At 71.0% G+C, this 24346-nt stretch carries 9 protein-coding genes; 2 read left to right on the top strand and 7 right to left on the bottom strand.

What is annotated here, in order from left to right; all coding sequences use genetic code 11:
- Positions 1-28: 28 nt before the first annotated feature.
- The 4 genes from ON31_RS04715 to ON31_RS04700 all read right to left on the bottom strand — a co-directional run bounded on the left by ON31_RS04715 (position 29) and on the right by ON31_RS04700 (position 18919).
- Positions 29-1015 carry a daunorubicin resistance protein DrrA family ABC transporter ATP-binding protein gene (locus tag ON31_RS04715; protein ID WP_039809605.1) on the bottom strand — a complete coding sequence of 329 codons (987 nt, stop codon included), beginning with the start codon at positions 1013-1015 and terminating at the stop codon, positions 29-31.
- Positions 1012-14637, bottom strand: a complete 13626-nt coding sequence (locus ON31_RS04710; RefSeq protein ID WP_039809603.1) for a non-ribosomal peptide synthetase — start codon at positions 14635-14637, stop codon at positions 1012-1014. The genes ON31_RS04715 and ON31_RS04710 overlap by 4 nt, the downstream gene beginning before the upstream one ends.
- A gap of 424 nt (positions 14638-15061) precedes the next feature.
- Positions 15062-16711 carry an apolipoprotein N-acyltransferase gene (gene lnt / locus ON31_RS04705; protein WP_255221986.1) on the bottom strand — a complete coding sequence of 550 codons (1650 nt, stop codon included), beginning with the start codon at positions 16709-16711 and terminating at the stop codon, positions 15062-15064.
- Between the two features lie 612 nt (positions 16712-17323).
- On the bottom strand, positions 17324-18919 hold the full coding sequence (locus ON31_RS04700) for an amidohydrolase (protein WP_039809647.1): 1596 nt from the start codon (positions 18917-18919) through the stop codon (positions 17324-17326).
- Between the two features lie 162 nt (positions 18920-19081).
- On the opposite strand from ON31_RS04700, the gene ON31_RS04695 reads away from it, so the two are divergent.
- The gene (locus ON31_RS04695) at positions 19082-19576 is read left to right on the top strand and encodes an FxsA family protein (protein ID WP_039809601.1); all 495 of its coding nucleotides are present in this window, start codon (positions 19082-19084) and stop codon (positions 19574-19576) included.
- A gap of 62 nt (positions 19577-19638) precedes the next feature.
- On the opposite strand, the gene ON31_RS34450 is transcribed toward ON31_RS04695, so the two are convergent.
- The 3 genes from ON31_RS34450 to ON31_RS04680 form a co-directional block, all read right to left on the bottom strand.
- On the bottom strand, positions 19639-21066 hold the full coding sequence (locus tag ON31_RS34450; protein ID WP_169334998.1) for an RNA-guided endonuclease TnpB family protein: 1428 nt from the start codon (positions 21064-21066) through the stop codon (positions 19639-19641).
- Between the two features lie 181 nt (positions 21067-21247).
- Positions 21248-21910 carry a response regulator gene (locus tag ON31_RS04685; protein ID WP_039809641.1) on the bottom strand — a complete coding sequence of 221 codons (663 nt, stop codon included), beginning with the start codon at positions 21908-21910 and terminating at the stop codon, positions 21248-21250.
- Between the two features lie 31 nt (positions 21911-21941).
- Positions 21942-23180: a sensor histidine kinase gene (locus tag ON31_RS04680; RefSeq protein ID WP_039809600.1), complete on the bottom strand. Its 1239-nt coding sequence runs from the start codon at positions 23178-23180 to the stop codon at positions 21942-21944.
- A 124-nt stretch (positions 23181-23304) separates the two neighbouring features.
- Here ON31_RS04680 and ON31_RS04675 point away from each other — a divergent pair, with 124 nt between their 5' ends.
- The gene (locus ON31_RS04675; RefSeq protein ID WP_039809638.1) at positions 23305-24072 is read left to right on the top strand and encodes a TSUP family transporter; all 768 of its coding nucleotides are present in this window, start codon (positions 23305-23307) and stop codon (positions 24070-24072) included.
- The last annotated feature ends 274 nt before the right edge of the window (positions 24073-24346 follow it).

Genomic DNA, 24346 nt, shown 5'->3' with positions numbered 1-24346 from the left:
CCCCATCCCCCGATACCCCCGCTGCCGGTTACGACAGCACTTCCTCCTGGACGCCCGTCGGGCGCGGCGCGGGCTGTTTCGCGGATTTGCCCGTGAGCGACAGGAATACATCGTCGAGGCTGGGCCGGTGCACGGATGCGTCGACCACGTGCACGCCCGCGTCGTCGAGCCGCCGCAGCGCTTCGACCATGGTGCGGGTGCCGTCGCCGACCACCACCACGACCTGGTCGGCCCCCTCGTCGTAGGTCGGTTCGCCGATGCCGACCTCGGCCAGCACCTTGCGCGCCGGGGCCGGATCCTGCCCCGTGGCCAGGGTGACGGTCAGCTTGTCCCCGCCGATGGAGGTCTTGAGTTCGTCGGCGGAGCCGCGGGCGATGACCCGCCCGCGGTCGATGACGGTGATCCGGTCGGCGAGCAGGTCGGCTTCCTCCAGGTACTGGGTGGTGAGCAGCACGGTGGTGCCGTCGTCCACGAGGTCGCCGATCACCCGCCACATATCGAGGCGGGCGCGCGGATCGAGTCCGGTGGTGGGTTCGTCGAGCACCACCACCGGCGGGCGGGAGACCAGCGCGCCCGCCAGGTCGAGGCGGCGCGCCATACCGCCGGAGTAGGTGCCCGCCCGCCGTCCGGCCGCGAATTCCAGGCCGAGCGCACTCAGCAGTTCGCTGGCGCGCCCGGCGGCCTGCCGGTGGCTCATGCCGTACAGCCGCGCCACCATCCGCAGATTCTCGAAGCCGGACAGGTTGGCGTCCACGGCCGCGTACTGCCCGGACAGCCCGAGCCGGGTGCGGACCCGGGCGGGCTCCTTGAGCGCGTCCACGCCCGCCACCTTCACCGTGCCCGCGCTCGGGCGCAGCAGGGTGGTGACGATGCGGACCGTGGTGGTCTTGCCCGCGCCGTTGGGTCCGAGCAGCCCCATGACGGTCCCGGACGGGATCTCCAGATCGATCCCGTCCAGCACCCGCACCTTGCCGTAGTACTTGACCAGTCCGGAGATCTCCACCGCGAGACTCATCGGGTCTCCTCCCCTTCGGTTGCGTTGTCGCCCAGTTGTTCTCGCAGTACCGGGCCGATCACGCTGAGTGATTCCGGTGTGGTCATCCCGGAGTGGCGGCACCGCACCAGGTGGTCGTGCACCGTGCCGGTGACGTACGGCTGCCAGGCGTCGGCACAGCGGTCCGGGTGGGCGCGGTTGATCTCGTCGTCGGCGGCGGTGAAGAACAGCATGTCGCCGTCGAAGACACGCGGCCGGAAGCCGTGCGCGAGGGTGACGCCATTGGTGCAGCCGACGTAGAGCCGTTCCAGATGCTCGACGGTGAGCGCGGCGAACGGGCCGGGCCGGTTGCGCAGCAGTTCGGCCGCCTCCTGCAGGTTCATCCGCGGATCGATATCGGTATCGCCCCCGAGCAGGTCGCTACCGAACTCACCGATGATGTCGGCGATGGACGGGATGCCGCGTTCGAGCAGTTCGTCGGACAGCTGGAAGCTGTCCATCAGCCCGAGCAGCGCCACCTCGTCGCCCGCATCCTGCAACTGCACGGCCATCTCGTGGGCGATGAGGCCGCCCAGCGACCAGCCGAGCAGATGGTACGGCCCCTCCGCCTGCACCGTCTTCAGCTGCGCCACATAGTGTTTCGCGGCCTCCACCACGGAGCTGTGGCTGTCCGCGCCGTTCACGTGCGGCGCCTGCAGGCCGTAGAGCGGGCGGTCGGCGGGCAGGTGCGCGAGCAGGCCCGCGAAGCACCAGGACAACCCGATGGCCGGGTGCACGCACCACAGCGGGGCTCCGGTCATGGTGGCTCCGGTCCGGATGGGCAGCACCGGTTCCAGCGCGGCCGACAGCACCGAGTCCAGATCGCCGTGCGCCTCCTGCAGCTTGTGCGCGATGGCGGCCGGACTGGATTCGCCGAACATGGCCTGCACCGGCAGCGCGATGCCGTCGGCGCGCAGATGCGCCACCACCTTGGTGGCGAGCAGCGAGTTGCCGCCCAGTTCGAAGAAGCCGTCGTCCACGCCCACCCGGTCGAGACCGAGTACATCGGCGAAGGCCGCGCACAGCGCCGCTTCGGTGGGGTTGGTCGGGGCCCGGTAGCCCTCGCGGGCGGTGAACACCGGTTCCGGCAGCGCCTTGCGGTCCAGTTTGCCCACCGGCGACAGCGGCACCCGGTCCAGCAGCATGATCGACTGCGGGACCATGTAATTCGGTACCAGGTCGGCCAGGAAGGTGGTCAACTCCAGGACGGTCGGCGCGCTGCCGGCGCGCGGCTTCACGTACGCGACCAGCGCCGTCACGCCCGCCGGGGTGCGATGGCCGATGGTGTGCGCGAACTCCACCGCCGGATGTTTGGCCAGCGCGGCGTCGATCTCGCCGAGTTCGATGCGGAAACCGCGGATCTTGACCTGATGGTCGGTGCGGCCCATGTATTCGAGATCACGCACCCGCCCGTCGCGGGCGCACCAGCGCACCAGGTCACCGGTGCGGTACATGCGCTCACCGGGTTTGCCGAACGGATTGGCCACGAACCGCTGCGCGGTCAGCCCCGGCCGGTGCAGGTAGCCGCGCGCCAATGCCGGTCCGGCCAGCTGCAATTCGCCGGTGACGCCCGCGGGCGTCGGATGCAGCCGCCCGTCGAGCACGGTGGCGTGCACGCCCCGGATGGGTTCGCCGATGGTGATGGGCACACCCTCGCCCATCGGCTCCGACATGACGGTGACGATGGTGGTCTCGGTCGGCCCGTACACGTTGTAGAGCTTGCTGGTGCCGTTGGCCCACCGGGTGACCAGATCCGGCGGCAGCGCCTCACCGCCCACCAGGATGTGCCGCATCTCGGTGATCCCGGTCGGATCGACGGTGCCGAGCGCGGAGGTGGTGATGAAGGCGTGGGTGATGCGCTCTTCCCGGAACACCTCCCCCAGTTCCGCCCCGCCCACCACGCCGGGTGGCGTGATGACCAGGGTGGCCGCCCCGCCGAGGGCGAAGAGGATGTCGAGCATGGCGGCGTCGAAACTCGGGGTGGCGAAGTGCAGGATGCGGCAGCCGGGCCGCACCTCGAACCGGGCGGCGGTCTCGGCGGCGAAGTTGGAGATGCCGCCGTGGGTGACCACCACGCCCTTGGGGGTGCCGGTGGAGCCGGACGTGTAGATCACGTACGCCGGATTGTCCATGCGCAGCGGCAGGATCCGGTCCAGGTCCGTGATGGGCGCGTCGGAGGTGGCCAGCACCCGCCGCCGGAACGACGGCGCGTCCAGCACGGTCCAGTTGGCCCCGTCGGGCATGCGCTGCCGGTGCGCGGCCAGGGTGATGCCGATGACCGCGCCGGAGTCGGCGAGCATATGGCTGATGCGGTGTTCCGGATAGTTCGGGTCGACGGGGACGAACGCCGCGCCCGCCTTGGCGACGGCCAGCATGACCGCCACCGATTCGGCCGAGCGCGGAATGCCCATGGCGACCAGGGTTTCCGGTCCCACGCCCTGTCCGATGAGCACCCGGGCCAGCCGGTTGGTCCAGCGGTCGAGCGCGTCGTAGGAGATCTGGGTGCCCGCGGCGCGCACGGCCACGGCCTGCCGGTCGACATTGGCGGCGGCCTCGAACACCTGCGGGAAGGTGATGGGCCGTCCGGGGGTGCTGCCCCGCACCGGCGCGAGCGCCGACCATTCGTCGGAGTCGAGCAGTTCCAGATCGCCCACCGCGGTGCCGGGATGGGTGGCGGCCGCGCTGACCAGCCGCACGAAGCGCTCACCCAGCCGCCGCGCGGTGGCCTCGTCGAACAGGTCGGCGGCGTAGTTCACGTTCACCGTGATGCCGTCGGGTTCGCGCTCCGGGCTCCACGCCTCGGTGAGGGTGAACTGCAGATCGAATTTGGCGATGCCGGGGTCGGCGTCGTCGGCCTCGATGCGCAGGCCGGGCAGTTCGAGCACGCGCAGCGGCTGGTTCTGCACCGACAGCATGACCTGGAACATGGGGTGGTGGGCCTGGGAGCGCACCGGATTGAGCACCTCGACCAGCCGCTCGAACGGGACGTCGGCGTGGGCGAAGGCTTCCAGGTCGGTGTCACGCACCTGGTGCAGCAGCTCGGCGAAGGTGGCCCCGCCGCGAATCCGGCTGCGCAACACCAGGGTTCCGACGAACATGCCGACCATGCGGTCGAGCGCGGGGTGGCCGCGTCCGGCGATCGGCGTGCCGACGGTGATGTCGTCCCCGCTGGTGAGCCGGTGCAGCAGGGTGACCAGCGCGGCGTGCAGCACCATGAACATGGTCACGCCGTGCTCGGCCGCCACCGCCTGCAGCTCGCGGTGGGTGAAGGCGTCGATATGGCAGTTCACGGTGCCGCCGCGGTAGCTCGGCACCGGCGGGCGCGGCCGGTCGGCGGGCACCTGGAGCAGCTCCGGAATGCCGTGCAGGGCCGTGCGCCAGTAGTCGAGCTGACGGCTGATCACCGATTCCGGATCGTCCTCGCGGCCGAGGACGTCCCGCTGCCACAGCGTGTAGTCGGCGTACTGCACCGGCAGCTCCGGCCACTCCGGGGTCTGTCCGGCGACGTGCGCCCGGTAGGCGGCGGCCACGTCGGCCGCCAGGGGTCCCAGCGACCAGCCGTCCATGGCGATGTGATGCACCACCAGGACGAGCATGTGGTCGTCGGCGGCCAGGCGCAGCAGCTCCGCGCGCAGCGGGGCCTGGGTGCCGAGGTCGAATCCGGCGGCGGCGATGCGCTGGATCTCGGCGTGCACCTGCTCCGGGTCCGCGCCGCGCACGGGCAGCGCGATGGCGCAGGCGTCGGCGTCGAGCACCACCTGACTGGGTTCGCCGTCCAGCTCCGGGAAGACGGTGCGCAGCGTCTCGTGCCGCCGCTGCACCGCGTGCACGGCGGCGCGCAGGGCGGCTACGTCCAGGTTGCCGTGCAGGCGCAGGGCGACCGGAATGTTGTACGCACCCAGGGTTTCCGCGTCCCCGGAGGCATTGAAGCGTTCCAGGAACCACAGCCGTCGCTGCGCCGCCGACAGCGGAATCCGTTCCGGCCGTGTCTGTTTGCGCGGTTCGGGCCGCAGTTCGGCGGTACCGGCTCCGGCGTCGAGCTGAGCGGCGAGTCCGGCCACGGTCGGGGCCGCGAACACGGTGCGCACCTCGAGCCGGGTCCCGGTGGCGGCCGCCAGTCGCGCCACCAGCTGGGTCGCCAGCAGCGAGTTGCCGCCGATCTCGAAGAACGAGTCGTCCGCGCCGATGCCCTCACCGCCCACCAGCTCCGCCATCACGGCGGCCACGAGCCGCTCGGTGTCGGTCTCGGGGGCCCGGGAGACCACCGCCACCACCGCCTGCGGTGCGGGCAGGGCGTCGCGGTCGAGTTTGCCGACCGGGGTGAGCGGAATGCGGTCGAGCGGGGTGAGGCTGCTGGGCACCATATGGGCGGGCAGCTGGTCGGCGGCGTGTGCGCGCAGGACCTCCGGGTCGAATGCGCCGCCGTCGGCGGGCAGTACGAAGGACACGATCCGCGGGGTGCCCGCGATCTCGCGAACCTCGGTGTGCGCGAACCGGATTCCCGGATGCCCGGTGAGCACGGCGTCGATCTCGCCGAGTTCGATGCGGAAGCCGCGCACCTTCACCTGGTGATCGCTGCGGCCCAGGTAGGTGAGTTCTCCGGTGCCGGTCCAGCGCACCACATCGCCGGTGCGGTACATCCGCCCGCCGTCGGGGCCGTACGGGTCGGCCACGAATCGGGCCGCGGTGAGCCCGAAGCGGTCGAAGTAGCCGCGCGCCACGCCCATACCGCCGAGGTACAGCTCGCCCGGCACCCCGACGGGCACCGGCCGCAGCCGTTCGTCGAGGACCAGCGCCCGCGCCCCGCGCACCAGGGTGCCGATGGTGACCGGATCGCCCGGCACCATGGGTCCGGCGATGCTGATGACGACGGTGGTCTCGGTGGGACCGTAGCCGTTGAACATCATCCGCCCGGGTGCCCAACGCGCCACCAGTTCCGGCCCGCACGCCTCACCGCCGACCATGACGGCCCGCAGGTGCGGCAGCTCCCACCGCTCGCGGTCGATGGTGGCCAGCGCGGCCGGGGTCATGAAGGTGTGGCTGACGCGTTCGCGGTCCATGAGCGCGGCCAGTTCGTCGCCGCCGTACACATCGGGCGGGCAGATCACCATGGTCGCACCGGAGCCGACGGCCAGCAGCAGGTCGAAAACGGCCGCGTCGAAGCTGGGTGAGGAGAAGTGCATGGTTCGCGAATCACGGTCGACGCGCATGCGTTCGCGGATCTCGTCGGCGAAGTTGGACAGTCCGCCGTGGGTGACGGCCACGCCCTTGGGGCGCCCGGTGGATCCGGAGGTGTAGATGACATAGGCCAGATCTCCGGTCCACAGCGTGGTGATCCGGTCCATATCGGTGATGGGACCGCCGTCCACGGCCTCGAATTCCTCGATCAGGCCGGGATCGTCGAGCAGCAGCCAGTCGATGGCGTGGCCGTCGGCGGCGGCCTCCAGTCGGGCGGCGTGATCGGACATGCTCACCCCGACCCGACATCCGGAGTCGGTGAGCATGTGCCGGATCCGGTCGGCGGGATAGTTGGGGTCCACGGGCACGAACGCCGCCCCGGCCTTGGCCACCGCGAGCACGGTGAGCACCGATTCCAGGGAGCGGGTCAGGCCCAGCGCCACCCGGTCGCCGGGTCCGATACCGCGGCGGATGAAGGCGCGGCCCAGCCGGTTCGAGTAGGCGTCGGCCTCGGCGTAGGTGAGTTCGGTGCCGTCGGCGCTGAGGAACACCCGGTCCGGGTTGAGGTGCGCGGTGGCGGCGAAGTAGGCCGCCAGGCTGCACTGCGGTTCCGGCGCGGGTCCCCACGCCGGGGCGAGCAGTTCGCATTCGGCATCGGTGCGGGCGTCGATATCGCGGATGCGCACCCGCGGGTCGATGCTGATCGCGTCCAGGACGCGCACCAGCCGCTCGGCCAGGGTCTCGACCGTGTGCCGATCGAAAAGCTCGGTGGCATAGACGAATTCGTAGGCCCGCTGCTCGGCGTCGGGACCGGGCAGCACCCGCAGCTCCAGATCGAATTTGGCGCGGGCGATATCGAGTTCGGAGGCCTCGAGCGCCAGCCCGGGCAGTTGCAGCACCGGGCGCGGCGTGTCCTGCACCGTGAGCGCCACCTGCAGCAGCGGCCGCAGGCCGCCGGCGGTCGCGCCGAGCGCCTCCACCACCCGTTCGAAGGGCACCTCGGCATGGGCCATGGCCGCGAGTTCGGTATCGCGGTCGGCCTGCAGCAGTTCGCCGAAGTGCCGGTCCGGGTGCACATCCGAGCGCAGCACCAGGGTGTTGACGAACATGCCGACGAGGTCGTCGAGTCGGGTGTCGGTGCGTCCGGCCACCGGGGTACCGATGACGATGTCGCGCCCGCCGGTGACGATGCGCAGCAGCACCGCCAGCGCCGAGCGCAGCATCATGAAGGTGGACACCCCGTGCGCGCGGGCGATATCGGCGAGCCGCTGCTGCATGTCGCCGGCCACCTCGAAGCGCACGGCCGCCGCGTGCTGGGTCGGCTCGCTCGGGCGCGGCCGGTCGTAGGGCAGCGGCAGTTCCTCCGGCAGATCGGCCAGTGCGTGCCGCCAATAGGCGAGCTGGGTGGCGGCGGCGCTGTCCGGGTCGGATTCCGCGCCCAGGCAGTCGCGCTGCCACAGACTGAAGTCCGCGTACTGCACCGGCAGCGGCGACCAGACCGGGGCCGCGCCGCCGCGCCGCGCGGTGTAGGCATTGGCCAGATCCCGGGTGAGCGGTCCCAGCGACCAGCCGTCGGCGGCGATGTGGTGCAGCACGATGCCGAGCACGTGCTGGTGGGATCCGGTGCGCAGCAGGCTGACCCGCAGCGGAATCTCCCCGGCGAGGTCGAAGCCGCGCTGGGCGAACCGGTCCAGTTCGGCATCGACCTCGGCCGCGTCGAGCTCGACGGTCGCCAGGTCGGGCAGGCAGCCAGCGGCGTCCAGGACCACCTGGTGCGCGCCGTCGCTGTCCTCCGGGAAGACGGTGCGCAGCACCTCGTGCCGCCGCATCAGGTCGGCCAGGGCCGCCCGCAGCGCCGCTACATCCAGGTCGCCGCTGATTCGCAGCGCGAAAGCGATGTTGTAGGCGCTGGATTCGGGGGAATATCTATTGAGGAACCACAGTCGCTGCTGGGGCAGCGACAGCGGGATGCGTTCCGGACGCGGGGCATGCACAGCCAGCGCCGCCCGTTGCGTCCGGGGCGCTTCCGCCAACCGCGCGGCCACCCCCGCCACCGTGGGCACCTCGAAGATGGCGCGCACCGGCAGCTCCACCCCGAACTCGGCGTGCAGGGCGGCGGTGAGGCGGGTGGCGAGCAGCGAATTGCCGCCCATATCGAAGAAGTTGTCGTCGGCGCCCGCCACCGGCATGCCGAGGACGGCGCCGAAGGTCTGCGCCACCCGCTTCTCCGTGTCGGTCTCCGGTGCGCGCGAGGGTGTCGCGGCGGCGAAATCCGGTGCGGGCAGGGCTTTGCGGTCGAGTTTGCCGGACGGCGAGACCGGCATGGCGTCGAGCATCACGAGTGCCGCGGGCACCATGTACCCGGGCAGGCGTCCGCGCGCGGTCTCCAGCACCGCGGCGGTGTCGACATCGCCCTCCGCGGTGAGGTAGCCGACCAGCCGCGGCGTGCCGCGCTCGTCGGAGTGCACCACGGTGAGCGCGAAGGTGACGCCCGGGTGCGCGCGCAGCACATGGTCGATCTCGCGCAGTTCGATGCGGAAGCCGCGGATCTTGATCTGATCGTCGGCACGGCCCAGGAAGCGCAGCTGCCCGGTGCCGTCGGTGACCACGAGATCGCCGGTGCGGTACATGCGTTCGCCGCGGCGGCCGTGCGGATTGGCCGGGAAGCGCTGCGCGGTCAGGCCGTGGCGGCCCAGGTAGCCGCGCGCCAGGCCGGGCCCGGACAGGTACAGCTCCCCCGCCACGCCGGGCGGTACCGGATGCAGTCGCCCGTCGAGCACGAACAGCCGCATGCCGCGCACGGGCAGGCCGATGGGCACCGGACGCCCCGCCTCCATGGGTCCGGTGGCGGTGGCGGCGACGGTCGCCTCGGACGGGCCGTACATATTGTGCATGCGGCGGCCCGCGCCCCCGCGTGCCCGCGGATCGGTCCAGGTCCGGACCAGTTCCTCCGGGCATGCCTCACCGCCGACGATGACGGCCTCGAGGTCGTCCAGATCCTCCGGCGGCACGGTGCCGAGTGCGGCGGGCGTGATGAAGGCGTGCGTCACCCGCTCCGCACGCAGCAGGCGCGCCAGTTCCGCGCCGCCGTACATCCCCGCGGGCGCGACCACGATGGTGGCGCCGGCCGCGAAGCCGAGCAGCAGTTCCAGCACCGAGGCGTCGAAGCTGGGTGAGGAGAAGTGCAGGGTGCGGGCGCTGTCGGTGACCCGGAACAGATGCATCTGCTCATGTGCCAGCGAGGCCAGACCGGCATGCGTCACCACCACGGCCTTCGGCTTGCCCGTCGATCCGGAGGTGTAGATGAGGTAGGCCGGATGCGCGATGCGCAGCGGGTGGTGCCGGTCGGCGTCGGTGAGCGGAGTATCGGGGAATCGGGCGCATTCGGCGGCCAGTTCCGCGGAGCCGATGAGCAGCCAGTCCACGTAGGACTTGCGGTGGCGGCCGCGGCTGCCCGGCCAGTCCGGCATAACGTCGCGATATTCGGGATCGGTGAGCCCGAGCATGGCCCCGGAGTCGGACAGCATGTGCGCGATGCGGTCGGCCGGATAGTCCGGGTCGATGGGCACGTAGGCGGCGCCGGTCTTGGCGACCGACCAGACCGCGAGCACGCAGTCCAGGGTGCGCGGCAGCGCGATGGCCACCACCACCTCCGGGCCCGCGCCGTGTTCGATGAGCACGCGCGCCAACCGGTTCGAGCGCTCGTCGAGTTCGCGGTAGGTGGTGTCGACGCCCAGGTAGCGCACCGCCACCGCGTCGGGCACGCGTTCGGCGGTGTCGGTGAGCAGCCGGGCCAGGGTCACCGCCGGTTCGGCCGGAGATCCCATGATGGGCACCAGTTTCGCGGTTTCCCGGACGTCCAGCAGCGGCAGATCACCGACGGCGACGCTCGGATCGGCGACACCCGCGGTGAGCACCGCGGTGAAGCGCCGGGCGATGGCCTCCACCGTGGCGTGGTCGAACACGTCGGTGGCATAACCGAATTCGGCGGTGAGCGGACCGTCCGGCGCGCCGTCGCCGCCCGGGCCGGGCTCGTGCACGGTGAGCTGCAGGTCGAACTTCGCCACGTCCACGGCCATGGGCAGCACCCGCGACGACAGCCCGGCCAGGTCGATGCGCAGGTCCGGGGTGTTGTCGTAGGACAGCATGACCTGGAACAGCGGATGCCGGGCGGCGGAGCGCTCCGGATTCACCACCTCCACCAGCCGTTCGAACGGCACGTCGGCATTGGCGAAGGCATCGAGGTCGATATCGCGGACCTCGGTGAGCATGCGATCGAATCCGGCCGCCGGATCCACTCGGGTGCGCAGCACCAGGGTGTTGACGAACATGCCGACGACATCCTCGAGCGCCGGATCGGTGCGGCCCGCGATGGGGGTGCCGATGGCGATATCACCGGTATTGCACAGCCGCGCCAGCACCGCGGCCAGCGCCGCGTGCAGCACCATGAACACGCTGACGCCGCGTTCGGCCGCCAATTCGGCCATGGCACGCCGGGTTTCGGCGGCGATGGTGAACTCGACGCGGCCGCCCGCGGTGGACCGCTGCCGCGGGCGAGGCCGGTCCAGGGGCAGGTCCAGCTGATCGGGCAGCTCGGCCAGGGCCGACCGCCAGTAGGCCAGCTGCCGGGCCAGTGCCGAGGCCGGATCGGATTCGTCGCCGAGCAGTTCCCGCTGCCACAGCGCGAAATCCGCGTACTGCACCGGCAGTGGCGTCCAGTCCGGGGCGTGCCCGGCGGTGCGGGCGGCGACGGCGGTCATGATGTCGCGGGCCAGCGGTGCGATGGACCAGCCGTCGCCGCTGATGTGGTGCAGCACCACCAGGAAGACGTGCGCGTCCGGGCCGGTGGCGTAGAGCGCCACCCGGATCGGGGCCTGGCTGCGCAGGTCGAAGCCGTACCCGGCGTATTCGGTGGCCAGGGCGATCACATCGGCGTCGGTGGCGTCGATGGGGTCCAGGGTGAGCGGTATCTCCGAGGCCGGGTGCACCAGCTGGCAGGGTCCCTCCGGCGAGTCCGGGAAGGTGGTGCGCAGCGCCTCGTGCCGTTCCAGCACGTCGAGCAGACCGGCGCGCAGTGCCGAGATGTCCAGCGCCCCGGTCAGTTCCACGGCCAGGGGCATGTTGTAGGCGGCCGCGTGCTCGTCGAAGCGGTTGAGGATCCACAGTCGCTGCTGGGCCTGCGACAGCGGGATGTGCCGCGGTCGCGGCCCGGCCACCAGTCGCGGCGAGGAATCGTCGGGGCCGTGGTCGTCGAAGTGCGCGGCCAGTGCCGCGACCGTGGGGTGTTCGAAGAGGTCGCGGATGGTGAGCGTGCCGCCGAGCGCGGCATTGATCCGGCCGACGGCGCGGGCGGCCGACAGCGAATTGCCGCCGAGGTCGAAGAAGCTCTCCCCCACACCGATCTCGTCGACGCCGAGCACCTCGGCGAAGACGCCGGTGAGCCGCTGCTCCACGTCGGTGCGGGGCGCGGCCGGGGTGGGCACCGGTCGCCGCGGCCCCGCCCCCGGATCGGGCAGGGCCTTGCGGTCCACCTTGCCGTTGGCGTTGAGCGGTAGTTCGTCCAGCGGAACCAGCACCGACGGCACCATGTAGCTGGGCAGGGTGCGCTTGAGGGCGGCGGTCAGCTCGGCGGTGTCGAGTTCGGCGACGCCGGGCGCGGCCACCACGTAGCCGACCAGATCGTCACCGCCGCGACCGCGCCGGGCCACGCAGACCGCGCGGGCGACCCTGGCATCCGCCAGCAGGGCGGCCTCGATATCGCCGAGTTCGATCCGCAGGCCGCGAATCTTGACCTGGAAATCGCTGCGGCCCAGGTACTCCAGCACACCCACGCGGCCGACCCGCCAGCGCACCAGGTCGCCGGTGCGGTACATGCGCGCGCCGGGGGTGAAGGGGTTGGCCACGAACCGGTCGGCGGTCAGGCCCGCCCGGCCCAGATAGCCGCGGGCCAGCTGCACACCCGCCAGATACAGCTCACCCACCACCCCGGGAGCGACCGGTTGCAACCGTGCGTCGAGCACATAGGTGCTGGTGTTCCAGATGGGCGAGCCGATGGGCACGTCGGTCGCGCCGGGCGCGCAGTGCCAGGCAGTGACGTCCACGGCGGCCTCGGTGGGACCGTACAGGTTGTGCAGCTGCGGGGCATCCGGCCCGGAACCCAGGGCGGCGTGGAATTCGGCGACGGTGGCGGCGGGCAGTCCCTCACCGCTGCAGAACACCCGCCGCAGCCCGGTGCAGCCGCGCACATCGGTGTCGGTGAGGAAGACCGACAGCATGGACGGCACGAAATGCGCCGTGGTGACGCCCTTCTCGGCGATGACCCGGGCCAGGTAGGCGGGGTCGCGGTGGCCGTCCGGGGTGGCGATGACCAGCCGCGAGCCGATCTGCAAGGGCCAGAAGAACTCCCACACCGAGACGTCGAAGGTGGCGGGGGTCTTCTGCAGCACCACATCGCCGCTGTCGAGCGGATAGGTGTGCTGCATCCAGCGCAGTCGGTTCACGATGGCGGCGTGGCTCACGCCGACGCCCTTGGGCTTACCGGTGGAGCCGGAGGTGAAGATGACGTAGGCCAGGTGCTCGGCGCGCAGCGGGGCGCGCCGGTCGGCATCGGTGATCGGGCGCGGGCTGTGCCCGGACAGGTCGGCGGTGTCGATATCGAGCTGCTCGGCCACGGGCAGGTCCAGCGCGTCGCGGGTGACCGTGAGCACGCACAGCGGATGCGCCTGTTCCAGCACCTGTCCGATGCGCTCGGCCGGGTGGTCCGGATCGAGGGGCAGATAGGCCGCGCCCGCCTTGACGACGGCGTACATGCCCACCAGCAGGTCGATGCTGCGCCGAATGGCCAGGGCCACCACGGTATCCGGACCCGCGCCGCGGGCGACGAGTTCGCGGGCGAGGCGGTTGGCGCGCTCGTCGAAGGCCGCGTAGGTGAGCGTCTCGCCCTCGAATTCCAGGGCGACGCGGTGCGGGCAGGCGGCGGCCCGGTCGGCGAAGAGTCCCGCGAGGGTGCCCTCCTGGCGGGCCACCCGGGTCGAATTCCATTCGCGCAGTACGCGATCGCGTTCGTCGTCGGTGAGCACCGGCAGGGTGGCGACGCCGGTCTCGGGTGCGGCGGAGAGGAATCGGTCCAGGTAGTCGAGGAAACGGCCGTGGTGGGTGGTGAGTTCGGCGGGGCCGTAGAGCCGCGGATTGGCCTCGAAGTCGATGTGGGTGCGCCCGCCCTCCCCGTTGTAGAGGTTGATGGACAGGTCCTCGACCGGGCCGGTGGAGATGATGTTGAGCGAGCCGACCAGACTGCCGAAGCGCAATTCGCTGTGGAACAGCATGATGTTGACCATCGGCCCGAAGAAGCCGCGCGCGTCACGCGAGTAGCCGCAGTCGCGCCGGATGTCGTCGCTGCGGTAGCGCTGATGCCGCAGCGCGCCGGTGATCTGGAGTTCGACCGCGCGCACGGTATCGGCGACGGTGCTCTCGTCGGTGAAGCGGATGCGCAGCGGCACCACATTGGACACCACACCGGCCGAACGCCGCAGCGCCACGGTGGTGCGGGCGGAGACGGGCAGGCTGAGCACCACGTCCTGGGTGCCGGTGACACCGCGTACGTAGCCGGCCAGCGCCGCCACGAACAGGGTGGAGGAGTTGGTGCCCAGAGCCGCGGCGGTGGCGGCGACGGTGTCCTCGAGCGCCGGAGCCAGGACCGCGGTCGCGAGCCGGCGGCCGGCGTCGGCCACGGTGGCGACCGCGCCCGCGGCGGACAGGGTGATGGGATCGCCCACACCGTCGAGCTGTTCGCGCCAGTACTCCCCGTCCTTGAGGAAGCGGGTGGTCTCGCGATAGCGGGATTCGTCGGCGTAGATGCCGGCCAGCGGGGTCGCGCGGGAGACCACCGGTTCGGTGTGGTTCTCCAGCGCGCTGTAGATCTCCGCGGTGCGGGTGACGGCGTTCATCGCGCCGTAGCCGTCGATGACGATGTGGTGGGCGCGCGAGTACCAGAAGTACTCCGAATCCCCGACCCGCAGCACCACATTGATGGTGAGCGGATCGTGTTCGATGTCGATGGCCGAGCTGGCGTGCTCGTTCATCCACGTCAGCGCGGCCGCCCGGGGGTCCGGTTCGGCGCGCAGGTCGATGCGCGCCCAGCCGGGCCGCCAGCTGGGGTCGACCACCTGGTGCGGGATGCCGTCGATCTCCGCGAGTCGCACATGGCCCACCTGGGTTTCGGAGCCGAAGCGCTCGATGGCGTAGAGCAGGCGGCCGACATCGAGATCGCCGTGGATCTCCACGTATTGCGCGATGGTGAGCGGAATATCGGGCCGGATGCGCTGGGCATACCAGAGGGCCGATTGCGCGGGCGACAGCGCGAAAGGTTGTGCTGAGAATTCACCAGAAGAGCATTGGTCGACGCGATCCGTGGCCAATGAACTCATCAATCACTCCGTTCTGCCGCTGTTGACGCAACTCCCCGAGCACCGCACCCGACGCTGCGACTGCCACGCGCACGCGTGTAGTCGTAGGACGTGATCCACGCCCTATGATTCGGTGCATCCCGCCGACCGGACTGGTGGCGATCTCGAGTTGTCCGGCAACGAACCTCGTTGGCGGAGTGGATTATTGATTAGCTACCTCGCCGCAAACTTCGCGAAAACCTTGATCTACCAGTATTGATAGGAATCAGAGTGCGCGATACCAGCGGTCCTATTGTGACATAGCTAACATCAGGTGAAGCTGCGGCAGGCGGGTTCGGCGGGCGTCCCTCATACGCGCCGCCGCCACGCACGGCGGGGCTGTTCCGGCTCGGACCGATCACACCCCGCGCCGGGCACGGGCCACCTCGCGTGTGGAGCCGGACGGTTACCCGGCTGCGTCCTGGTCGGCCGGCGGTGCGGGGGTGGTCGTTCGCCGGCGGATCGCTGCCGCCACGAGTGCGGCCGCGGCCAGAATACACAAGACATACTCCGGCGCGGGGCCGATCCGCGTGGCGAGTGTCGTCTCGGTGCGCAGCGACAGCTCGGCCACCAGCGCCGCGGGTACGAACTGGGCAGTCTGCTGCTGGATTCGGCCGTCCGCGCCGATCATCGCGCTCACCCCGGTGGTGGCCGAGACCACCAGTGCGCGACCGTGCTCCACCGCGCGCACCCGCGACATGGCGAGCTGCTGGTAGGTCATCTCGCTCTTGCCGAAGGTGGCGTTGTTGGTGGGCACCGTGAGGATTTCCGCGCCCGCTCGCAGCGACTGTTCGAAGGCGCGGTCGAAGGCGACCTCGTAGCAGGTGGCGACGCCGATCGGCACGCTTCCGGCAGCTGCGGTCGGCACGTCCACCACACCGTCTCCCGCACCGGGCACGAAATATCCGGCGCGGTCGGCGTATTCGGAGAAGTGCCGGAAGAACTCGCGGTAGGGCAGGTATTCGCCGAAGGGCTGGATGATCTTCTTGTCGTGGCGGTCGACCGGACCGTTCGCGCCGTCCCACACCATGACCGAATTCGTGGTGGTGCGATCGGAGTTGACCAGCACCGCGCCGACCAGGATCGGGGCCCCGATCGACTCGGAGGCCCGGGTGATGAGCGCGGCGGCGTCGCCGTTGCGCAGCGGATCGATATCCGACGAATTCTCCGGCCAGATCACCACATCCGGGCGGGGGACGCGACCGGCGGCCACCTCGCGGGCCAATTCCTCGGTGCGCCGGACGTGATTGTCCAGCACCGCGCGGCGCTGGGCGTTGAAGTCCAGGCCGAGGCGGGGCACGCTGCCCTGGATCGCGGCGACCGTGATCGGCCGGTTGCCGTCCTCCGGGCCGGGCAGCGCGGTCCGGAGGATCACTCCGGTGAGTGGAATGATAGCCACAAGCATGGTCGCGGAAATAATCAAGTTCCAGGATGTGGGACCCCAAGCTCCCCATCTGGAACGACGGGGGGTGTTGGCCGGGGCCTCCGCACCCGCCCGCCACCGCCGCACCGTGACCGCCAGCGCGGCCAGTCCGGTACCCGTGAGCGCCACCAGGAAACTGACCAGCGGTGCGCCGCCGAGCATGGCGTACGGCAGGTACCAGCCGTCACCCTGACCGAAAGCCAGCCTCCCCCAGGGAAATCCGCCGAACGGGAAACTCGACCGCAGCCACTCGGTGAGCGACCATCCGGCCGCCACCCACAACGGCCACCCCGGCAGCCGCCCGACCCACCGCGCGACCACGCCGAACAGTCCCACGTACACCGCGCACACCGCCGACAGCGCCAACCACGGCACCGGTCCCACATAGATCCCGGTCCACGGCAGCAGCGGCAGGAAGAATCCCAGCCCCGCGAGCATCCCGTACCCGAATCCCGCACGCGCGCGCCCGCTGTCGCGCACCACCAGCGTCAGCACGGCAATGCCCACCGGGGCCAGGAACCACAGCGTCCGCGGCGGAAAACTCGCGAACAGCAACAGCCCGGCCACCACGGCCACCAGCGATCGCGCCACCACCGGATACCGCCGCACGACACCCCCGACGCGGCCACGCACCCCACCGAGATCCACCGCGTCCGTCACCGCCCCACCGTCACTCACGGCCGTACCCTCCACGCAGCCGATCGGGTCCCGCTACCGATGGCCCGGCAGACCACGACCACACTGCCGACCGCCTCGGGTGGTACCGATGCCCACCGAGGTCGCCCCCGCGTGCCGAGGTGAAGAAGGCGCACACGACGACCGCCGTCGAAATCCACGGTCCCGAGATCCCGATGCCCAGAGTGCAGGCGGTGCCCGCAGTCGAATGTCGCGCCCGGTCGACTCGCCTCGGCTACCGCGCCCGCGTGATCCTGCGGCTCGACGGGACACGGTGGCACCGACGACCGGACCGCAGCGAACCGGCCGCCACTACCGATGCTCACCGCCGCACCGGGCACGCCCGATGGGTGTCGACGCGTGGTGGCGCCGAATCCGGCAGGAGCGGAGCGTGTTTCGCCGGACCTGCGGGTGGGGATGACGCACGCCGCGGCCGTCGGACCCGCGACGGACGAGCGGCGGCGCGGCGGGGTGGACGAGCAGCTTTCGACGCAGCCGCGAGTGACGGTGCCATGCCGCGGGAAGCTGGGCCTCGGGGTGCTGTGCCGCAGGGGTCCATTCGCCATGGATTCAATCGCCATGGATGGTGACCCCGCGGTGCACGGTGCGCAGGCAGCGCGGGAGGGGGGTGGCGGGGTCGAGGGGTGGGAGGCCGGGGACGCGGGAGCGGGGGTCGGTGGACCAGCGCTGGACGGAGTCGGCCGACGCGGCGACCACCAGGTCGTCGGCCGCCCAGACGGCGTAGGAGGCGGGGGCGCCGGGGACCAGGGTGCCGCTGACGCCGTCGCGGATGCCGCCCGCACGCCACGCGCCGCGGGTGGCGGCGGTGAAGGCGGCGCGCGGGGAGATGCCGTGGCCGGGGGTGCGATGGTGAGCGGCGGCGCGGACGGCCGCCCACGGATTCAGCGGTGTCACGGGTGCGTCCGAACCGATCGCGAGGGAGATGCCCGCGGCGGCCATGGCGGCGAAGGAGTTGAGGGTGGCGGCGCGGTCCGCGCCGAGGCGGGCGGCGTACATGCCGTCGACCCCGCCCCAGGCGGCGTCGAATCCGGGTTGCACACTGGCGATCACGCCCCAGGCGGCGAGTTGCGCGATCTGCTCGGCGTCGACCATCTCGGCGTGTTCGATGCGGTGACCGCGGGTGGCGACGGCCGGGCCGCCGAGTTCGGCGGCGGCGCGGGTGAATCCGTCCACCACGATATCCATGGCGGCATCGCCGATGACATGGAATCCGGCCTGGATACCCGCTTCGGTGCAGGCGCGCAGGTGGGCGGCCACGGCGTCGGCGTCGAGGAAGGCGGTGCCGCGGGTGTCGCGGTCGGCGTAGGGGGTGCGCAGCCGGGCGGTGTGCGAGCCGAGGGACCCGTCGACGAACAGATCACCGCCGAGGGCGTGCACGCCGAGTTCCTTCACCAGGGTGCGGGCCTCGTCGGCGGTGCGCACGGCCTCGCCCCAGTACACGCGCACCTCGACACCGTGGGAGAACTCCAGCAGTTCGGCCACGTCCGCATGCCCGCTGATCTCGGGTCCGGCGCATTCGTGGACGGCGACGATGCCGTGCGCGGCGGCGTGGTCGAGGGCGGCCCGCCGGGCGCGGTCGCGCTGGGCGCGGTCGAGTCCGTCCAGCACGGCGGCACGCACCCGGTGATGGGCGTTCTCCCGCAACGGTTCTCCGCGCGTGAAGCCGGCGGCATCGGTCACGCCGGGCACCGCGTCGAGCAGGGCGCTGGACACCACGGCCGAATGCGCGTCCACCCGGGTCAGATACACCAGGCGGCCGGGGGCGGCGGCGTCGATCTCGGCCGACGTCGGCGCGCGCCGCTCCGGCCAGCGCGTCTCGTCCCAGCCGTCGCCGAGGATCGCGCCCTGCGGCCGGGTGCGCGCGAATTCCCGCACCAGTTCCAGGCATTCGGCCAGCGACGTGGCCCGCGACAGATCGAGTCCGGTGAGCTGCAACCCCAGCGCGGTGATGTGCACGTGCGGATCCACGAACGCCGGTGCCACGAACGCGCCGTCGAGATCGACGATTTCCGCGTCCGGATGCAGCGCTCGCCCCGGCTTGTCCTGACCCACCCACACCACGATCCCGTCACTCACCGCCATGGCGGTCGCGTCGGGATTACTCGAACTGTAGATACGGCCACCGACAAGCAACTGGGTACTCACGACTCCCCAGTCTGCCGCACGCCTCACCCGCACCCCCGACCAGCCTCCGGCCGTGCCGAGCACGGTCCCGCCCGGCCGGGTGCCCCGCGCCACAGTTCCATTCGGGAGAAATTTCGCGCATTCGGACGTTGTCCGGGTAGATCGTCCGAAAGGATCGCCCCCATGCCCGCACTGTTGTTCCTCGCCTATCTGGTCGCCGAGGTCGCCACGCTGGTGGCGTTCGGCCACCTCATCGGCGTTTTCCCCACGATCCTGCTGCTGATCGGCGGTTCGGCGGCCGGTCTGATCCTGGTGCGTTCGCAGGGTCGGCGTGTCTTCGAGCAGTTCCGCAGGGCCGCGCGCGGCGAGGTCGCGCCGAGTTCGGCGGTCGCCGACGGCGCGCTGGTCACCCTGGGCGCGATCCTCATGTTCGTTCCGGGTCTGCTCACCTCGCTGCTCGGCCTGCTGGCCCTGGCCCCGCCGACCCGCTTCCTGCTCCGCCCGGCGGTGGCCGCGTTCGCCGCCCGCCGCCTGGGCCGGGTCGCCGCCGCCGTCGGCCCGTACGGCTATCGCGGTGTGGTCGTCGATCCCGACGGCGAGGTCGTCGACGGCACGGTCGTGACCGAGTGGTACGACGACGGCCAGGGCACGGCCCGCCGCATGATCGACCCGCGCTGACAGCCTGTTGGGTAGCCCGGGTGTGGGGTTACTCGACAGCGCCCTTCTCGGGCGTCCGGCACTCACACCGCGAGCGGGCGAGTGCTGGTTCCCGCGTCTACCGGGCCGGTTACACCGACACCCGAACGGTGTCGGTCAGCGCCTTCCCGTCGGCGGGCGTTGGTGACCCGGCCCCCTGCTGGGAGGTCCGGGGATCGTGACACGCTCTGGTGGATGGTGGGCCAGTGTGCGAGGTTGATCGCCGCGTTCACATCCCGATCGATTCGTAGCCCACACGCGCAGGCGAATACTCGATCGGCCAAACACAGCTCCGGGTTGACGGTGCCGCAACGCGAACAGCGTTTGCTTGACGGGAACCACCGATCAGCGGTGACCACGATGCCGTGCCGCCACTGCTGTTTGTAGCGCAGGATGCGCGCGAACTCGGCCCACCCGGCATCACTGATCGCCCGGGCGAGGGTGTGGTTGCGAAGCATTCCGGCCACGTGCAGGTCCTCGACGACGAGCCGGTCGTGGGTCTTGACCAGCATGCCGGTGACCTCATGCAGAAAGTGACGACGAATCGCTGTGGCCTTGCGATGGTGCCGAGCCAGCCGCGCGTCGGCCCGGTCTCGGTTGCGTGATCCTTTCTGCGTGCGGGACAGTGCTTTCGACAGTCGTCGCTGCCGGGCCAACCCGGCAGCAAGCGGCTTCGGCGCGGTGACGCGGGCGACCTCGCTACCGTCGGTGGTGGCGGCGACCACAAACGCCGACAGTCCTCGATCCACTCCGACCCAGCCGTGTTCGTCGCCGGGGTCGCGGGGCCGGTGGTGGTGGGTGGGGTGCAGGTCGGCGGCTTCGGTGGCCACGCTGATCGACCACCGGCCGCCGCGCTGGGTGACGGTGGCGTAGAGGATTCTCGCGCGGCCCTTGGCCAGCATCCGCCGCAACCGGCGCGTGTCCTCCCGCACCCGCAGCACACCGAGTCCGGGCAGGGTGACCGACCGGGGGATATCGCCGTCACCGATCCGGATCGACGGACGGCCGTTCTTGGAGGGCTTGTTACGCAGCCGGAACGCCGGAAGAGTGCTCCGCTTGCATTTCCACCGGGGAAACCCGATCCGCTTGCCATTACGGCGACCATTCCGGGAGTTCGACCAGCCAGTCAGGGCGTGGCCGCAGTCGACGGCGGCTTCCTCGAACACCTGCTGGCACACCTGATCCCGCCACACCAAGCCGGTCACCCGCACCTGTGCCGTCCCGGCGGCGTCGACCGTGAACACCCGCCCGGCCGCCTCGGATTTCTTCCAGGCGTTGAACGCGTTGATCAGGCTGAACCGCGTCCACGGCACCGAATGCTCGGGATCGGTATCACGCTGCGTCAGAGCGGTTTTCACCAGGTGCAGGCATTGGTTGAACGCGAACCGCGCCCCGCCCGCGTGCCGGGCCAGCGTGGCGTGCTGCTCGGCAGTGGGCTCGAGCCGGTAGCGGAAGGTGGTATGCCTGCTCATCACCAGCGAGTGTGACATAGGCCACCGACAACGAACCGTGCGTCGATACGACCATCACCGGGCAACGCGGAACGATCAGTTCACCAACAGGCAGTGAGTAAGCATTCCCACACCGGCCCACCCGCCGGGCCTTTTCCATGCGGTGGGCCGTACGCACCGGCCCGGTTCGGGCGTCCGGACTTCACGCGCTGCCGGGGCGGACCAGTCCGGTTTCGTAGGCCAGCACCACCGCCTGCACCCGGTCGCGCAACCCGAGTTTGGTGAGCACCCGGCCGACGTGCGTCTTGACGGTGGCCTCGGAGAGGTAGAGCGTCGTGGCGATCTCGGCGTTGGAGCGGCCGGCGGCGATGTGTTCGAGCACCTCGCGTTCCCGGGCGGTGAGGACGTCCAGCACGCCCGGGTCGCGACCGGCGGCCGGATCGTCGGCGATCAATCGGTCGAGCAGGCGTTTGGTGACCTTCGGGGAGACCACGGCGTCACCGGCGGCGACGCTGCGGATGGCCGAGATGAGGTCCTCGGGCGGGGTGTCCTTGAGCAGGAAGCCGCTGGCTCCGGCGCGCAGCGCGCCGAGAGCGTGCTCGTCGAGGTCGAAGGTGGTCATGACCAGAACCCGGCTGCCACACCCGGAGTCGATGATCTGCCCGGTGGCGGTGACGCCGTCGGTGACCGGCATGCGCACATCCATGAGCACCACGTCGGGCCGCAGTTCGGCGGCGTGGGAGATGGCGGTGGCCCCGTTGTCGGCCTCCCCCACCACCTCGATGTCGGGGTGCGCGCCGAGCACCATCTTCAATCCCGCGCGCATGAGTTCCTGGTCGTCGACTACGAGAACGGTGATCGGCACGTAGATCAATCTATCGGCCCGCGCCACCGATTTACTCGTCCGGTGCGCGTTCCAGCGGAATCGTGGCGCGCACCCGCCACCCGCCCTCGGGGCGGCGGCCCGCGCTCAGGGTGCCGCCGAGCACGGCCATGCGCTCACGCATGCCGACCAGACCCAGGCCGCTGCCGACGGTGGCCAGGCCGTTCGCGGGGGCGACGGTGGCGACGGTGGCGACCCCGCCCGCCGGGGTATCGGCTGCTCGCGCGGTGTCGCCGGGCGCGCCGCCGGAGTCGACGATCTCGATCAGGACGTCGCTGTCGCGGCGCACCACCCGCACCTTGGCGCGCGGGTCGGGTCCGGCGTGGCGCAGGGTGTTGGTGAGCGACTCCTGCACGATGCGATGCACGCCGAGGCTGATCTCGGGACTGACATGGTCGAGTTCACCGCTGAGTTCGAGTTCCACCGCCAGCCCCGCACTGCGCATCATGGCGACCACCTTGGCGATGCCGGCGGTGCCGTGCTGCGGAAGTTGTTCGGGCGCATGCTCGGTGCGCAGCAGCTCCACGGTGCGGCGCAGTTCGCGCAGGGCTTCGCGTCCGGTGCCGGCGATGGTGGTGAGCGCCTGTTCGGCGGTGTCGGGGTCGTGGCGCAGGGCGTAGCGCGCGCCGTCGGCCTGCACGATGATAACGCTGACCGCGTGCGCCACCACATCGTGGAGTTCGCGGGCGATGCGGGTGCGTTCGGCGGCGACGGCGTCGTGGGCGCGCCGTTCGCGGTCGTAGTCGGCGACGGCCAGCCGCGCTTCCACCTCGGCGTCGTAGGCGTGACGCGCGCCGATGAATTCCGCGAGGGTCCAGCACAGGGCGTAGAAGACGGCGGTGAAGGCGGCGTCGGTGCCCTTGGGGGTGCCGACGAGGTAGTGGGCGATGGCGCTGTCGACGACGAGTCCGCCCAGGTACAGCAGTCCGTGGCGGCGGCCGACGTAGGCGACCAGCGTGTACAGCATGATGCCGAGGCCGAGCAGTGCCGGATGTACCGCGCCCGCGTTGTCGGCGACGGCCCAGTGTGCCAGCGAGGCGAAGTACGACAGCCCCAGCAGCGCGATCGCGGATCCGACCGGGTGGGTGCGCCGGAAGATGACCGGTAGCGGCAGCAGGACGCTGAAGGCGAGGTAGACGGCCTTGTGGTCGCTCTCGCCGACCCCGAGGATGTCGATGAGCAGCAGCGCGAGCGCCAGCATCGAATCGGCTACCTGGGGCCTGCCCCGCAACCACAGACTGAACCGACGCATGGGTCCACCCTAGGTCGTGCCGGGGACCGGCCGTTCCAGCACGCCGCCCATCGGTTGGAGAACCGACCGGTTCGAGCTTTTCGGTGATTTGCCCGAAGTGTGCGCGTTCTGGTTGGGTCGGCGAGTGAACGTTGCGGACTGGGCGGTACTGCTGACGGCGGCGACCGCGGCCGGATGGGTGGATGCGGTGGTCGGCGGCGGCGGACTGATCATCCTGCCGACGCTGTTCGTGGTGGCACCGGGCATCGCCCCGCAAACCGCGCTGGGCACCAATAAACTCGCGGCCTTCTCCGGCACCAGCGCGGCGGTGCTCACCTTCGCCCGCAAGGTGCCCATGCGATGGCGCAGCCTGCTGCCCGCCGCCCTGCTCGCCGGACTCGCGGCGGCCTGCGGCTCCGCGGCGGTCGCGCTCATCGACCGGGAGCTGTTCATCCCCATCGTCATGGTGGTGCTGGTGGGTGTGGCGGTTTTCGTCACACTACGGCCGTCGATCGGCGTCACCATGGCCACCCATCCCCCGACCCGCCGCAAGACCATCCTGGTGATCGCCCTGGCCGCCGGGCTCATCGGCCTCTACGACGGCCTGCTCGGCCCCGGCACCGGCACCTTCCTCATCATCACCTTCGCCACTCTGCTCGGCACCGAATTCGTGCGCGCCGCCGCCATGGCGAAGGTGATCAACTGCGGCTCCAACCTCGGCTCGCTGCTCTTCCTCGGCGCGACCGGCCACGTGCTGTGGGCACTCGGCCTGGCCATGGCCGTCGGCAATGTGCTCGGCGCGGTCATCGGCTCCCGCATGGCCCTGGCCCGCGGCGCCGGCTTCGTCCGCGCGGTACTGCTGATCGTGGTGGTGGCCATGGTGTTCCGCCTGGGCTGGCAGCAGTTCGCCTGAGCCACGGGCACATCCGGCCGAGGCAGCGGGGCCGCGCCCGAGCCGACCTCCCGCCCGGAGTCGACCGGCCACGTGACCGCAAGGCGCGGCCGACAGCGGGGGCGAGGAGCTCCGCGCGGGGGCCGTGGTGAGACGGACCCGCGCGAGGCGTGCCCGCCGTACGGCGACGCCGCGACCAGCCATCGCGGACGACGACGCGGTTGACCGCCCGCCGCCATGCGGCGGCCCGCATCGACTCAGACCAGAGCGTCCTGAGGTAGCGGTAGGTCGTCGG

The sequence above is a fragment of the Nocardia otitidiscaviarum NBRC 14405 genome, from assembly GCF_000308635.1.
Taxonomy (GTDB): Bacteria; Actinomycetota; Actinomycetes; order Mycobacteriales; family Mycobacteriaceae; genus Nocardia; species Nocardia otitidiscaviarum.
Note: the sequence above shows the minus strand (reverse complement) of the source record. Positions and strands in the feature narration are given on the sequence as shown.